This is a genomic window from Pseudotamlana haliotis, from assembly GCF_008806375.1.
Classification (GTDB): Bacteria; Bacteroidota; Bacteroidia; order Flavobacteriales; family Flavobacteriaceae; genus Pseudotamlana; species Pseudotamlana haliotis.
In genome coordinates this window covers 180,541-196,144 of the sequence record NZ_WAAT01000028.1, presented here as the reverse complement: position 1 = coordinate 196,144, position 15,604 = coordinate 180,541, and the positions used below count along the sequence as shown (strand labels likewise).

At 35.6% G+C, this 15,604-nt stretch carries 15 protein-coding genes; 13 read left to right on the top strand and 2 right to left on the bottom strand.

Features of this window, described 5'->3' with window-relative positions; genetic code table 11:
* Window positions 1-9 precede the first annotated feature (9 nt).
* The 9 genes from F6U93_RS05010 to F6U93_RS04970 all read left to right on the top strand — a co-directional run bounded on the left by F6U93_RS05010 (window position 10) and on the right by F6U93_RS04970 (window position 9,430).
* Window positions 10-198, top strand: coding sequence for a CcoQ/FixQ family Cbb3-type cytochrome c oxidase assembly chaperone (locus F6U93_RS05010; protein WP_150937454.1), 189 nt, complete (start codon window positions 10-12; stop codon window positions 196-198).
* A complete protein-coding gene (locus F6U93_RS05005; protein WP_150937452.1) occupies window positions 195-1,187 on the top strand; it encodes a cbb3-type cytochrome c oxidase N-terminal domain-containing protein in 993 nt (330 codons plus the stop codon). The genes F6U93_RS05010 and F6U93_RS05005 overlap by 4 nt, the downstream gene beginning before the upstream one ends.
* Before the next feature lie 68 nt (window positions 1,188-1,255).
* Window positions 1,256-2,680 carry a cytochrome c oxidase accessory protein CcoG gene (gene ccoG, locus F6U93_RS05000; protein ID WP_150937450.1) on the top strand — a complete coding sequence of 475 codons (1,425 nt, stop codon included), beginning with the start codon at window positions 1,256-1,258 and terminating at the stop codon, window positions 2,678-2,680.
* Between the two features lie 234 nt (window positions 2,681-2,914).
* On the top strand, window positions 2,915-3,361 hold the full coding sequence (locus F6U93_RS04995; protein ID WP_150937449.1) for a FixH family protein: 447 nt from the start codon (window positions 2,915-2,917) through the stop codon (window positions 3,359-3,361).
* 1 nt (window position 3,362) lies between these two features.
* On the top strand, window positions 3,363-4,064 hold the full coding sequence (locus F6U93_RS04990; RefSeq protein ID WP_150937447.1) for a sulfite exporter TauE/SafE family protein: 702 nt from the start codon (window positions 3,363-3,365) through the stop codon (window positions 4,062-4,064).
* Between the two features lie 268 nt (window positions 4,065-4,332).
* The gene (locus F6U93_RS04985) at window positions 4,333-5,007 is read left to right on the top strand and encodes a TetR/AcrR family transcriptional regulator (RefSeq protein WP_150937445.1); all 675 of its coding nucleotides are present in this window, start codon (window positions 4,333-4,335) and stop codon (window positions 5,005-5,007) included.
* Between the two features lie 2 nt (window positions 5,008-5,009).
* Window positions 5,010-6,677: a peptidase domain-containing ABC transporter gene (locus F6U93_RS04980; RefSeq protein WP_150937443.1), complete on the top strand. Its 1,668-nt coding sequence runs from the start codon at window positions 5,010-5,012 to the stop codon at window positions 6,675-6,677.
* 3 nt (window positions 6,678-6,680) lie between these two features.
* Window positions 6,681-8,030 carry an HlyD family secretion protein gene (locus F6U93_RS04975; RefSeq protein ID WP_150937441.1) on the top strand — a complete coding sequence of 450 codons (1,350 nt, stop codon included), beginning with the start codon at window positions 6,681-6,683 and terminating at the stop codon, window positions 8,028-8,030.
* 8 nt (window positions 8,031-8,038) lie between these two features.
* Window positions 8,039-9,430: a TolC family protein gene (locus F6U93_RS04970; RefSeq protein WP_150937439.1), complete on the top strand. Its 1,392-nt coding sequence runs from the start codon at window positions 8,039-8,041 to the stop codon at window positions 9,428-9,430.
* Window positions 9,431-9,545: 115 nt separating this feature from the next.
* On the opposite strand, the gene F6U93_RS04965 is transcribed toward F6U93_RS04970, so the two are convergent.
* Complete coding sequence (locus F6U93_RS04965; protein WP_150937435.1) at window positions 9,546-10,379, bottom strand: universal stress protein; 834 nt, start codon at window positions 10,377-10,379, stop codon at window positions 9,546-9,548.
* A gap of 22 nt (window positions 10,380-10,401) precedes the next feature.
* Entirely contained in the window at window positions 10,402-11,766 is a 1,365-nt protein-coding gene (gene hemN / locus F6U93_RS04960) for an oxygen-independent coproporphyrinogen III oxidase (RefSeq protein WP_150937432.1), read from the bottom strand.
* Between the two features lie 192 nt (window positions 11,767-11,958).
* On the opposite strand from hemN, the gene F6U93_RS04955 reads away from it, so the two are divergent.
* The 4 genes from F6U93_RS04955 to F6U93_RS04940 all read left to right on the top strand — a co-directional run bounded on the left by F6U93_RS04955 (window position 11,959) and on the right by F6U93_RS04940 (window position 15,466).
* On the top strand, window positions 11,959-12,588 hold the full coding sequence (locus F6U93_RS04955; RefSeq protein ID WP_150937430.1) for a YceI family protein: 630 nt from the start codon (window positions 11,959-11,961) through the stop codon (window positions 12,586-12,588).
* Window positions 12,589-12,727: 139 nt separating this feature from the next.
* Entirely contained in the window at window positions 12,728-13,258 is a 531-nt protein-coding gene (locus F6U93_RS04950) for an RNA polymerase sigma factor (RefSeq protein ID WP_150937428.1), read from the top strand.
* Window position 13,259: 1 nt separating this feature from the next.
* Window positions 13,260-14,063: an anti-sigma factor gene (locus F6U93_RS04945; protein WP_150937425.1), complete on the top strand. Its 804-nt coding sequence runs from the start codon at window positions 13,260-13,262 to the stop codon at window positions 14,061-14,063.
* 32 nt (window positions 14,064-14,095) lie between these two features.
* Window positions 14,096-15,466 carry an aldehyde dehydrogenase gene (locus F6U93_RS04940; protein WP_150937423.1) on the top strand — a complete coding sequence of 457 codons (1,371 nt, stop codon included), beginning with the start codon at window positions 14,096-14,098 and terminating at the stop codon, window positions 15,464-15,466.
* The last annotated feature ends 138 nt before the right edge of the window (window positions 15,467-15,604 follow it).

Sequence of the window (15,604 nt, the reverse complement as noted above, 5' to 3'; positions counted from 1 at the left end):
ACGGCAAACATGTTAAAATATATAAAAAACCATATGGAGAGTATTGCCGGGATAGAAATCTTCCCGATAATCTCTTTATTAATCTTTTTCATCTTTTTTGTAGCCTTGTTTTGGTGGGTAATTACCGCCAAAAAAGAATACATCAACAGAGTGAGCAATATACCTTTAGACAACCACCAAAACGACGACATATCATGAAAAATTTAATACCATCTTGGATTCGTGTTCCGGTCCTATTTTTTATCATTCTAGGAACGGTCGAATTTTTTGTAGATTCAGGAAAACAACCCGCTTTTGTAAAATATCCAGCCGTATTACTGTTCTTACTTTTGGTGCTTTTTATATTAATTGCTATAGAAGGTATTGTAGGCTCTCTGGAAAATGTGATGTTTCAGAAGTTATCTCCTGAGGCCAAAGCCAAATTTATAGCAGAAAAAAATAAATCGGCAAAAATAACTTGGCTGAAAGACACGTACATCAAATTATTAGGTTCTAAACCTATTGAACAAGAAGGTGAAATCATTCTTGACCACAGTTATGATGGCATTAAGGAATTAGATAATGATTTACCACCTTGGTGGAAATACGCCTTTTACATCTCCATTGTTTTTGCAGTGGTTTACCTCATTAGATATGAAGTTTTTGGCGGTCAAAATCAAATTGAAGAATTAAATGAAGAGATTGCTGAAGCTCAAGTAGCCATTGAAGCCTACAAGAAAACCGCTAAAGGCTTGGTAGATGTGAATACAGTAACCATTCTTACAGAGGCATCCGATTTAACCGCTGGTAAAAACGTTTTCCAAACCAACTGTGTGGCTTGTCACATGGCTGATGGTGGCGGTGGTATTGGTCCGAATTTAACAGACAACCACTGGATTCTAGGTGGCGATATTAAAAGTATATTCCACACCATTTCTGAAGGTGGTCGCTCAGGAAAAGGTATGATTGCTTGGAAAGCCCAGTTAAAACCTTTAGAAATTGCGCAGGTTGCTAGTTACGTTTTAACCTTTCAAGGTACAACCCCAGCAAATCCTAAAGTAGCTGAAGGTGATATTATCGTAGACCCAAATGCTGGCGATGCTTCGGAAGCACCAACAGAAACTTCTGAGGAAGGCGAAGCTGAAGTTCAACCAGATTCAACCCTACAAACGGAAGCAGAAGTACCTGCTGAAGTTATAAGCGAATAAAACTAGATTAATTACATTAAACATGACCTCATGAGTCACCAGCTCATGGGGTCTTAATTCAAAAAGATTTGGAACCGCAAGACAACGAAACATTTAGAGATTCAATTGGCACGGTTACCAAAGACGGTAAGCGCGCATGGGTATTTCCTAAAAAACCTAACGGCAAACTCTACAAATACCGTAAATATGTTAGCTACGTATTATTAACATTTTTAATCACAGCACCTTTCATCAAGGTGAACGGCAACCAGTTTTTAATGTTTAATGTATTAGAACGTCGTTTTAATATATTCGGATTCCCGTTTTGGCCTCAAGATTTTTACTTATTTGTCATCTCCATGATTATTGGCGTGATATTTATCGCCCTTTTTACCGTGGCTTTTGGTAGAATCTTTTGCGGATGGGTTTGCCCGCAAACCATTTTTATGGAAATGGTATTCCGCCGTATTGAATTTTGGATTGAAGGCGACCGCGGTAAACAAATGCGCTTGGCGAAACAACCTTGGAATGCCGAAAAAATCAGAAAAAAAGGGTTAAAACTCTTTATATTTTTACTCATTTCTTTCATTATTGCCAATGTATTCTTGGCCTATTTAATAGGGAGCGATAAACTCATTCAATACATCAAAGCCGGACCAAGTGCTCATTTGAGCACTTTAGTTTCACTCATCATTTTCACGGCGGTCTTCTACTTTATTTTTGCGTGGTTTAGAGAACAGGTATGTATCATTGCTTGCCCTTACGGAAGACTACAAGGGGTGCTTTTAGACACCAAGTCTATTGTTGTTGCCTACGACCACAAACGTGGTGAAGCCGAAAACGGAAGAAAAAAATTCAAGAAAAACGAAGATCGTGATGCCTTAGGTCATGGTGATTGCATCGACTGTAAACAATGTGTAAACGTCTGCCCTACCGGAATAGATATTCGTAACGGTACACAGCTTGAATGCGTCAACTGTACCGCCTGTATAGATGAATGCGACCATATCATGGAAAGCATCAACTTACCAAAAGGTTTGATACGTTATGCCAGCGAGGAAGAAATAGAGAAAAAAGCCAAGTTTAAATTCACACCACGTTTAAAAGGTTATACCGCTGTTTTAGTCATTCTTACTGGATTGTTAACCGGTATGTTATTCCTAAGAAATGATATTGAAGCCAATGTTTTAAGGCTTCCAGGACAACTTTATGAGCACAAAGACAACAACATCATTAGTAATGTTTTTACCTATAAACTCGTTAACAAAACCACACGCGATTTTGATGATGTCACCCTTAAATTACTATCACATAAAGGCACGCTTAAAATTGTTGCGACTACCAACAAACTTCATGTGCCTAGTCAAGGCCTAGCTGAAGGCACCTTGTTCGTTGAAATTAATAATTCAGCCTTAACAGGTGACCGAAATAAAATAGAAATAGGCGTTTATGAAGGTGATGATTTGATAGAAACGACTACGGCTAACTTTTTGGGGCCACGGAGTTTTAAGTAGTGAATTAAAAATTAAAAGGGAATAATTAATATTTATCCGTTAGAGGGGTCAACAAATAAAATAACAAAATATTATAGTTAGTATTAGTAGCTTGGGTGGCTTTACGTTTAATATGTGTTGACTTGTTCCTCTAAAAAACAATGGAGAAGTAACACTTTAACAACTCAAGCTGTTATAAAATATAAGCAATTACTAAATTTAAATTTTTCATTATTCACTTTTAATTAAAACACAATGAAAATAAACTGGGGAACAAGCATCGTATTAGCCTTTGTGGGATTTATATCCTTCATTCTATATTTTGTGATTACAATGAATGTAGATAAGGCCTACGACCATGAATTGGTTACTGAAGATTATTACGGGGTTGAATTGGCTTATCAAAACGATATAGACCGTTTAAACAACGCTAAAACATTAAAAGAGAACATCAGCTATAGAAAAAGTCCGGAAGGCCTTGTTGTCTATTTTCCTAAAGATTTAGACTATAAAAACATCACAGGAAAAGTAATGCTTTACCGCCCTTCTAGTAAAAAGTTAGATTTTGAAACGCCAATAAATTTAGAGGGCTCTGAATTATTGATTTCAGACAAACGCTTGGTTGATGGACGTTGGGACCTTAGAATCGAATGGACATACCAAAAGGAAGATTATCTTTTCAAGGAAGAAATACACCTTTAATATGCTGGTTTCGGCATTCATATTAGGCTTATTAGGCAGTTTTCACTGCGTGGGTATGTGTGGCCCTATCGCTTTTATGCTTCCCGTAGACCGTTCTAATCAAGCCAAAAAAGTCAGCCAAATATTTATTTATCACTTCGGGCGCCTGCTGTCTTACAGTATTATTGGGCTCATTTTTGGCTTTATAGGCAAACAATTTTACCTTTTTGGTTTTCAGCAACAGCTATCTATCGTCATTGGAGTATTAATGATTCTTGTGGTTTTTATTCCGAAGAGAATATTTAATAAATACAACGCTTCAAAACCCATTTATCGTGGCATTTCTAAAATCAAATCAGCACTAGGAAAAGCTATAAAAAGAAAAAGCTACGACACCTTTCTAACCATTGGTTTTTTAAACGGTTTTTTACCATGTGGCCTCGTTTACATGGCGGTTTTTGCGGCTATTGCTAGCGGAAACACGGCTTCAGGAAGTTTGTATATGGCCGTTTTTGGATTAGGCACCATCCCGTTAATGACTACAGCCATTTATTTTAGTCAGTTTTTAAAAGGAAAAACAAGACAACGCATCCAAAATTTAATTCCTGCTTTTATTGTGATTATTGGCCTTTTATTTATTGTTCGTGGACTTGGCTTGGGGATTCCTTACCTCTCTCCTGCTCCTGTTTATGACGGTATAACTAATGAAATAGACTGCCACTAACCATAACGATTGTAAGTGCTTTCGCATTTCGAAAGAACGAGACTCAAGTAACGAGAGCACTTAATCTTCTAAATTTATAACCAATATGAGGAACAATAACAACCTCAAAAAAATTAGCTAACAAACAGAATAACAATCTACCTTAAATCAAACCTATGTTAAATAATTATTAAATAGATTTTATTGATTAACAATAAAAATTTATAATAGCTATAATTGCACCTGTTAATAGTATTACTATTATTTTTGACATTTAAAATAACTGTTTATGCGCAACCTTCTTGCTAACCTTAAAATTTCGGTCCCAGACCAAATTTACGTTAAAGACCCCGAATCTTCAGCATTAGGCAAACGTATCATACAACACAGCATCCATTTATTAGATAATATTGGCTTTGAAGCTTTCACCTTTAAAAAATTAGGTACAGCAATTGGTTCTAACGAAAGTTCTATTTACCGTTATTTTGAAAACAAGCATAAATTATTACTGTATTTATCGTCTTGGTATTGGGCTTGGTTAGAATATCAAGTAGTTATTGAAACCTATAGTATTCAAGACAAAAAAGAAAAGCTTGAAAAGGCCATATTTATCCTATGCCGCACTACGGAGAAGGACTCTAATTATTCACATATCAACGAAATCACATTAAACAATATCATTATTAACGAAAGCTACAAATCCTTTTTAACTAAAGAAGTGGACCAGGAAAATAAAGCGGGTTATTTTGAAATTTACAAACGTTTGGTAGCACGCTTAAGCACCATGATTACCGAAGCTGCACCAAATTACATCTTTACTTACTCATTAGCAAGTACCATTATTGAAGGCAGTTTGCACCAACACTTTTTAAAAGAGCATTTACCAAAAACAACCACTTGTAACGAAGAGATTCACCCTTCTTGCTTTTTCACTAATTTGACATTAAACACCTTAAAATTATAACTATGACGGAACCCACAAAGACACCTTGGCAACGTTTTTTAGGTTTGATAGAACTTGAAAAAAAGGATATATTACAAATATTCTACTACGCTATATTTTCTGGTGTGATTTCTTTATCACTTCCTTTAGGTATTCAGGCTATTATTAACCTTATTCAAGGGGCGCAGGTTTCAACCTCATGGATTGTTTTGGTTGTTTTGGTTACCGTTGGAGTGGCTTTTGCTGGAGGTTTACAAATCATGCAGTTGCGTATTTTAGAAACCATTCAACAACGTGTTTTTATGCGTTCCTCATTTGAGTTAAGCTACCGTTTTCCGAAGATAAAAATGTCGGAATTACAAAATTATCACCCACCTGAATTAGCAAACCGCTTTTTTGACACTATCACCTTTCAAAAGAGTTTATCAAAAATTCTTATCGATGTACCTACTGCTGTTTTACAAACGATTTTTGCTTTAATACTACTGGCTTTCTACCACTCGTTTTTCATCATATTTGGTGTTTTACTTCTTATTTTAATCTTTGTGATTTTTAAATTTACAGCCAGAAAAGGTTTAGACACGAGCTTAAAAGAATCTAAAAACAAATACAAAGTCGCCCACTGGATTCAAGAGATTGCCAGAACGATAACCAGTTTCAAATTATCTGGAAGCACCAGTTTAGGACTTAATAAAAATGATGAACTCGTTAGTGAGTATTTAAAATCTAGGGAAAGTCACTTTAAAATACTCAAGTTGCAGTTTATTCAAATGATAAGCTTTAAAGTGATTGTCACGGCAAGTTTATTACTTATTGGCGGTGCTTTGGTTTTAAATCAAGAAATGAATATCGGTCAGTTTGTTGCTGCCGAAATCATCATCTTATTAATTATAGGTTCTGTTGAAAAATTAATTCTTGGCTTAGAATCTTTTTATGATGCCTTAACTTCTATTGAAAAGATAGGTCAGGTCGTTGACAAAGAGATGGAAAGTCAAGACGGCGATATGCCTATTTTTAAAGATGGTTTAAATGTGGAACTGGATCAAGTTTCCTATGCATTGGCAAACAAAAGCAAACCCATTTTAAACAACATTTCCTTAAAAATCACCAAGAAAAGCCGCATCCTGATTACCGGTGAAAGCGGTAGTGGAAAATCGACTTTACTAAAACTCATTGCAGGGGTTTTAGAGCCAACATCTGGTGCTGTTTACATCAATAACATGTCTATAGGTAGTATAAACTTAAACCATTACCGATCACAAGTTGGAGTGTCCTTTGCGGAAGAAACGCCTTTTGAAGGTTCCATTCGAGAGAATTTAACTTTTGGAAACCCAGCCATATCTGACGAAAAAATATTTGAGATTTTAGACAAAGTCGGTTTGAGAGATTTTATAAAAGACCAACCTAACGGATTGCATACCGTTATTCAAGCGGAAGGGAATCAGTTATCATCTACAGTTTCTAAGAAAATTATTTTAGCACGAGCAATTTTAAAAGCGCCTAAACTATTGATCCTTGAAAAACCTTTAAACAAGACTTCTAAAGAAGAATCTTCAGATATCATAGACTTTTTAACACACAAAGATAACCCTTGGGCCATTATTGTTATCAGTAATGATCCAAACTGGGCTAAAAGCTGTACTGAATTATTGACTTTAGAAAAAGGAAACGCAACGCTTCAAAATCTATAAACTATGCTTAATATTTCTAACAATCAATTAAACAAAAAAGTAGATTTAACGCGTTTTAAATCTAGTAAGGATATTTTCAATAAAAACTATTATAAGCAACTTAATAAATTTTTATTAGCCATTGCGATTATTGGTGTGATTGTGCTTTTCTTACCATGGACTCAAAACATCACCGGTAATGGGGTTGTTACTACATTGAAGCCTGATCAGCGTCCGCAGCACATCATGTCTCAAATTCCGGGACGTATTGAAGAGTGGTTTGTACAAGAAGGTGATTATGTAAAAAAAGGCGATACGATTCTTAGAATTTCTGAAGTGAAAAGTGATTATTTTGATGACAAACTCGTTGAAAGAACCAACCAACAAATAGAAGCAAAATCTTCATCTGTAAATGCTTATGAAGGCAAGGTGGCAGCTTTAAACAGACAAATTAACGCCATTCTTAACGAGCAAAAATTAAAAAACAAACAAACAGAAAACAAATTAATACAAGCTCGGTTAAAGGTAAAAAGTGACAGCATCGATTTAGAAGCTGCTAAAACCAATTTGAATATTGCCGAACGCCAGTTTCAGCGTATTGAAACCCTTCAACAGGAAGGCTTGAAAGCGGTTAAGGATGTTGAAGAAAAACGTTTAAAGCTACAAGAAACTCAGGCCAAACTAATTTCACAAGAAAACAAATACATTGCGAGTCAGAACGAAGTTTTAAACGCTCAGCTTGAACTTTCTAGAATTAGTGCTTCTTATGCCGATAAAATTTCAAAAGCACAAAGTGATATGTACACCGCGCAATCTAGTGGTTATGATGCTCAGGCACAGGTTACCAAACTTGAAAACGCCCACTCTAATTACAAAGTACGTAACAGTTTACTCTTCGTTACGGCGCCTCAAGATGGGTACATTAACAGAGCCTACACCGGTGGTATTGGAGTGACTTTTAAAGAAGGGCAAGATTTAGTGAGTATCATGCCGGCAAAATATGATTTAGCGGTTGAAACTTACGCGAGCCCAATAGATTTACCACTGCTACATATCGGTGAAAAAGTCCGTGTACAATTTGACGGATGGCCTGCCATCGTGTTTAGCGGATGGCCAAACGCCTCTTACGGAACTTATGGTGCTCGAGTTGTAGCTATTGAAAATTTTATAAGTACTAACGGCAAATACCGTGTGTTGCTAGCCCCTGATGAAGAAGATTACAAATGGCCTGAAGCCATTAGAGTCGGTTCTGGTGCTCGAACTATAGCCTTATTAGAAGATGTCCCTATTTGGTTTGAACTTTGGCGTCAAATTAATAGTTTCCCGCCCAATTATTACCAACCGCATACAAACAAAAAAGAAGGCTCTAAATAAATACAAAAATGAAAGCATTTTTATTACATATCCTATTACTTACTAGCGCCCTCCTTGCTGCACAAGACAGCACGAAAGTGATAAGCCTACCTGAATATTTAGGGTATGTAAAATCGTATCACCCTGTAGTTAAACAAGCGAACCTCGTCATTAATGAAAGTGAAGCCAAATTAATGAAGGCTCGAGGTGCCTTTGACCCCAAATTAGAGGTGGATTACGGTAGAAAAAAGTTTAAAAACACCGAGTATTACGATAAATTAAATGCAGCTTTCAAAATACCTACATGGTACGGTATCGAGTTAAAGGGAAATTTTGAAGAAAATACCGGGTATTATTTAAACCCAGAAAGTACCACACCTGATGAAGGCCTTTACAGTGTTGGAGTTTCGTTTTCAGTTGCCAAAGGCTTATTGATTAATAAGCGTATGGCCATGCTAAAACAATCAAAATTATTTATAAATCAAGCCAAGGCCGACCGACAATTATTAGTCAATAATATCATTTACGAAGCCACTTTGAGCTATTTTAATTGGTTAAAAACCTATAACGAAAAGCAGGTTTATGAGGATTTTCTAACCAATGCTCAAGTACGTTTTGACGGTGTCAAGAAGAGTTATGAAGTTGGTGATGTTCCTGCTATTGATACTTTAGAAGCTCGAATTACGCTAAACAACAGGAAATTAAATTTAGAAAAATCTAAAGTAAAATACATGAAAGCTTCTTTAGAACTTTCTAATTATTTATGGTTGAATGAAAATACACCAATTGAAATTCAAGAAGGTATTACTCCAGATACCAATACTTTAAACACCATCGATAATACACTAAACACTTCAATATTAGATATTGAAAACCTAGATTACAACGAACACCCAAAGCTTCAATCTTTAGACTATAAATTCCAAAGTTTAAACGTTGAAAAACGACTAAAGACAAACAATTTACTTCCTCAAATCGATTTACAATACAATTTCTTATCACAAACACCTGAAGTCGCACGATCGTTTAGTACATCAGATTACAAAAGTGGTGTCAACATCAGCTTTCCTTTGTTTTTAAGAAAAGAACGCGCCGATTTAAAACTCGCGGAACTAAAAATTCAGGATACCAAATTCGAAATACAAACCACAAAAGTGTCCCTAAAAAACAAAGTAACGGCCATTAACCAAGAATTAAACTCATTTCGTTTACAAAACGCCTACACAGACGAAATTGTTAACGACTATAATAAAATGCTTGAGGCCGAAGAACGTAAATTCTTTTTAGGTGAAAGTTCACTCTTTCTAGTAAACTCCAGGGAATCAAAGCTTATTGATGCTAAACTCAAAGCCATTGCTTTGGAAAACGATTTCTTTAAAACCAAAGCCAGCTTATTTAATATCATTGCAGGTTCTATTTAACACTAGGCCTCATTCAAAATAGATTAAAAGAAAAAAGCAGCTAAAAAAATTAGCTGCCCTTCCGAAGTTAAACGCCATCACTACGTTTACTTCACTCTCTCACTCTCTCTATCCTCTATATTTTAAATGTCATAACCGGTAAAGTGGCATGATTAGCAACATCTTCACCAATGCTTCCTTCAAAGAAATGCGCAAAACCTTTTCTTCCGCGTGTGGGCAATGCTATGAGGTCTGCTCCAATTTTATTAGCAAAATTCAAAACCCCTTCCTTAACACTATAATCAGAAATATAGTGAACATCATCCATGCGGTCTAGGTTTCCAAAGGCCTTCATAAAAAATTCAGCGACCTTATTTTCTATTTCAATAGAACTTTTAAAATTATCATTAGGTAAATTCACGTAAACAGGGTAAATTTTAGAACCCATTTTTTCAAATAGTTTTACCGCTTTTAAGTAGGCAGGAATACAAGCTTCCGAGAAATCGCAGGCAAAAGCCACGACTCCAAACTGGATATCTACAACTCTATTTTTGACTGCTAAAACAGGTATTTCAGCATATCGAATCACCCGCTCTGTGTTAGAACCTATAAACATTTCTTTAAATCCACTAGCCCCTTGAGTGCCCATTACTATAAGTTCGGCACTATTTTTTATAGCTACATCATTCACCTCACTAAACATTTTAAAATGCTTAATAATTGGGGTGACTTTTAAGTTAAGTAAAAATGGTTTTTTAAGTAGTTTCTCAATTTTTTGTTCCGTAAGGCGCAATAAAAAACCGGCCTTTTCATTTTGCTCTTTCCCTGATGATGTTAATACCATCTCTGGCATTTCTAACATATGAAGCACCAACAATTCAGACTGATACCTTTTAGCCAATTTGGCTGCGGTATTCAAAGCATGTTCTGAATGTTCAGAAAAATCTACAGGAACAATAATTTTTTCCATGGTACTTATTAATTATATCTTTTTATATCGTCATTGAAAACAACTGTGTTTGCGGCTGTTTTCGTTGTAAAAGCACATCAAAAGCCATACAAATATTACGCACATAGGGCTTTCCTTTTTCTGTAACCTCAACACTATTTTTAGTTCTTATGAGCAAACCATCCTTCTCCATTTCTTCCAACTTCACCAGCACATCTGGTAATTCTTTAAAATAAAGTGTATCTGTGGTCCATGACGTCTCAAAACGACACATTAAATTGAGTATATGCTTTCTAACGGTTAAATCTTCCTCGTTTAAAATATGTCCGCGATAAACAGGAATCGTATCTGCTTCTAAAAGCTTATAATAGTCTTCAATAGCCTTCACATTCTGAGAAAAACCATACCAGCTATCACTTATCGATGATACACCTAACCCAATCATAGCTTGTGTTTTTGAGGCGGTGTAGCCCATAAAATTCCGATGTAAATCGCCAGAAATCATAGATTTATAAAGAGCATCGGTTTTTAAAGCAAAATGGTCCATACCAATTTCTTCATAACCGACTTCTGCTAACAACTGTTTCCCGAGCTCGTACTGCTTTCTTTTTAATGCGGCAGAAGGCAAATCGGAATCCTTAAAACCGCGTTGCCCATTACCTTTTACCCAAGGCACATGCGCATAACTATAAAACGCCAACCTATCGGGAAGTAATTCCTTCGTTTTTAAAATGGTTTCCTGAACATGTTCTAGGCTTTGAAACGGCAATCCGAAAATGATATCATGCCCTACCGAAGTATAGCCAATTTTTCTAGCCATTTCGGTCGCTTGTTTTACATTTTCAAAGGGCTGAATTCTATGTATCGCTTTTTGTACGGTTTCGTTATAATCTTGAACGCCGTAGCTTACACGTCTAAAACCAACATCATATAAAGCTTGCAAATGGGCTTTTGTGGTATTATTGGGGTGCCCTTCAAAACTAAACTCATAATTTTTAGCACGAACAGCATATTTTAAAAGGCCGTTAATCAGTAGTGTTAAATGCTCGGGGCTAAAAAATGTGGGCGTACCTCCACCAAGGTGTAATTCCTTGATAACGGGTTTTTCGTCAAAAAGTTCTAAATACAATTGCCATTCTTTTAAAACGGCAGTGATATAAGGCGATTCCACGTTATGTTGCTTGGTAATACGTTTATTACAGCCACAAAACGTGCACAAACTTTCGCAAAAGGGCAAATGAATATAAAGACTAATACCTTCTTTGGCATTACTTTCTGAAAAAGATTTTTGCAAAGATGCTTTCCATTTTTCTAATGAAAAGGTTGCACTGTCCCAATACGGAACAGTTGGATAACTCGTATATCTAGGCCCTGGAACATTATATTTTTGAACGAATTCGCTTAACATTATCTTCTAATAATTTTCCAAAAATAATGTTAAATCCCCTTTTAAAACATGATATTTGTCATAGTAGGCAAGGCATTTCCTTTATTATTTACTAACTTTCCGATTGATTAAAGCCCTATAGGTTTTAAGTCAATATTGTTAAAAATAAAACTCCAATTACAAAAAGAATTTTTTATTAATAAATCACTAAAAATGAAAAAACTAAGCTTATTATTTATCGCTGTTACTCTAAGTTTAACCGCTTGTAAGAATGAAAAAAAAGAAACAAAAGCAGCTGAAACTACAGAAGCTTCAACAGCAGCAAAATTTGTTGTAAAACCAGAAGCTACGAAGGTCACATTTACCGCATACAAAACCACCGATAAAGTTGGCGTTGGCGGTGAGTTTACCACCTTAAAGTTTGATGAACAATCAGGAGCAACACCTCAAGAAGCTTTAAATAATTTAAGTTTTTCAATTCCTGTGAGTAGTCTTTTTACAAATGACCCAACAAACACCAGAGACGCTAAAATTAAAGCTTCTTTTTTCGGAGCAATGCTAGACACCGATTTAATCACAGGCACCTTAAAATTCGTGAATGGTTCTGCAGTTGCAGAAGTTACTATGAATGGTGAAACACAAAATTTACCAATGGATGTAACCATTACTGATGAAAGACGTGTAACCCTAAACGGAACTATGAATTTAGCTGAATGGAACGCTTTAGACGCTCTAGCTTCATTAAACAAAGCTTGTGAAGCTTTACATACTGGAGCTGATGGTGTTAGTAAAACTTGGGAAGATGTGGCTATTGAAGTGAGCACATTTTTACGTGAAAACTAATCTTTTTTAAACATCATATATTTTAAAAGGCTATCTAAATATTAGAGTTTGATAGCCTTTAAAGTTTATAGCAACTCTAAAAATTACTAAGTATTTTTAAACAGCAATAGAACCAAACTTCGCTAACCACTGCACCCATATGGATATAGACCTTCTTGTTGAAAATTTCAAGAAAAAAGACGAAAAAGCTTTTGAAACCTTATACCACATGTATAAAGACAGCATGCATGGTGTTATTTTCAATATTGTGAGAGATCACGCAATTGCTGAAGAAGTCATGCAAGATGTGTTCATTAAAGCATGGCATAAAGCTGATAGCTATTCTAGTAAAAAAGGCCGTTTTTTCACATGGATTTTAAACATAGCTAGAAATGCTGCTATTGATAAAACGCGCTCTAAAAATTTCAAAAAATCAAAACAAAACCTCAACGCTAATTTTTTCGTAGATATCATTGAAAGCAGTGAAAACTTAGATAAATCCACCGATGCTATTGGAATTAAAAAATATGTGGGTAAGCTAGCTAAAAAATGTATTGAAGTGATTGAATTACTTTACTTTAAAGGATACACACAAAGTGAAGCCTCTGAAGCATTAGAAATGCCCATTGGAACGGTAAAAACTCGAAACAGAAATTGCATTAATGAACTTAGAAGCCTGGTTTTAAATTAATATGGATACAAACGCATACATAGAATCTGGAATTTTAGAGCTATATGTGGCTGGTACACTTTCTGAACAAGAAAATGAGGAAATCTATGCCCTTTTGCAAAAACATCCAGAATTACTACAAGAGGTTTTAAATATTGAATCTGCAGTTGTAAAACTAACAGCTGCAACTTCACAAAAGAGTAATGAGCATATTTACAACATTATAAAAAAACGCTTAGGTTTTGATACCGATGAAACCCTAGTGGTATCACTTAACAAACCTAAATACAATTGGATAACCTATTCTGGTTGGGCTGCATCCCTTATTTTAGGTGCTGGATTACTTTGGACGCTTAGTCAAAATAGACAATTACAGACTGATATTCAGGTTGCAGAAACCCAACAATCTCTATTAGAAACTCAAATTGAAAACTCTAAAAATAACCTAGAAGAAGCAAATACATTAATCACGGTTTTACGTGATGACAATATCTCTAAAATACCTCTGGCAGGTCAAGGTGATTTTTCAAACACTTATGCGAAAGTATATTGGGATAAAAACACAAACCGTATATTTTTAGATGCTCAAGGTTTACCTGAACCTCCAGAGGGCAAAGTTTATCAAATTTGGTCATTAACTTTAAGCCCATTAACACCTACGAGTTTAGGGACTATTGATAATTTCACATCTGATGCCAATAAAATATTTGAAATAGAAAACCGTAATAATAGTGAGGCCTTTGGGATCACTTTAGAACCTGCAGGTGGAAGTAAAACACCAACTATGGAAATGCTTTATACACTAGGGGTGGTTAGTGCCAGTTAATATCGCTTAATTTTGAATAATAACAGTGACTTATGGACTTAGGTAATCTATTAAAACAGCAGCGAGACTATTTTAATTCCGACGAAACTAAAGCTGTTTCCTTTAGAATTGAACAATTAAAAAGGTTTAAACATGTTTTAAAAGAAAATGAAGACTTATTCTATAAGGCTATTTATGAAGATTTCGGAAAGTCGGAATTTGAAACTTATGTCACAGAGCTATCCTTGGTTTATCATGAGATATCCAGCTATATAAAAAATACCCCGAAGTGGTCTAAACAGAAAAGAGTATCTACAAGTCTGGTGAATTTCCCTGCGAAAAGCTACATCATCCCCGAACCTTTAGGAAACACGTTAGTGATTGGAGCCTGGAATTACCCTTATCAATTGTCTTTGTTACCAGCTATAACAGCTCTAGCCGCAGGAAATACGGTGATACTGAAACCTAGCGAACTTCCTACGAAAACGTCAGCTGTAATGGCAGAACTCATCAACTCCAATTTCCCTAAAAACTATTTCCATGTTGTTGAAGGCGGCGTTGATGTAACCACCGAACTTTTAAATCACCGTTTTGATAAAATATTTTTTACTGGAAGTACCAAGGTTGGCAAAATAGTTTACCAAGCTGCTGCGAAACATTTAACACCTGTAACCCTTGAATTGGGTGGTAAAAGCCCAACTTTCGTACTCGCGGACACGAATATCAAAATGACCGCTAAACGTATTGTTTGGGCAAAATTTCTAAATGCTGGACAAACCTGTGTGGCTCCCGATTATATTTTAGTTGAAAAATCTATTGAAATACCTTTCCTTGAAGCCTTAAAAACTGAAATTGAAAGCCATTATGATCAAAAATATTCGGATGCGCCTAATTATTTACAAATCATAAACACCACAAATTTTGAACGCTTAGTTAAACTTATTGACCAAGACAAACTCTATTTTGGCGGAAACACCAACAAGGATGCTCGTTTTATAAGTCCGGCCATCTTAAACAACGTCGCTTTTGATGATGACGTCATGAAAGATGAAATTTTCGGCCCTATCCTACCCGTTATTTCTTTCAGCAACCTTGATGACGCCATTCAAAAAGTAAAGGACCAACCACGCCCTTTATCTTGTTATATTTACTCAAAGAGTAACACAAAAATCAAAAAGATTTTAAAAGAAGTGTCTTTTGGTGGAGGCGCTGTTAATGATAGCCTTATGCATCTATCAAATAGTAAACTTCCTTTTGGAGGCGTTGGTCTAAGTGGTATAGGGGCTTATCATGGAAAAACTGGCTTTGATACTTTTTCTCATCAAAAAAGTATTTTACACAAGTCGTTTTGGCTGGAACCCAATTTAAAATATAGTCCGTATTCTGATATGAAGTTGCGTATTATTAAGTGGCTTATGGGGTAGATTTTTCTACGACATGGAGATACGCTAAGATTTCGTTGAGAATTATTTCAGACACAGATTCCACAGATTTTCACAGATGATTGTTTCCCACAAACCTTTCTTCAGAGATAACACCCAACTTGAAACCTGGAACTCCTG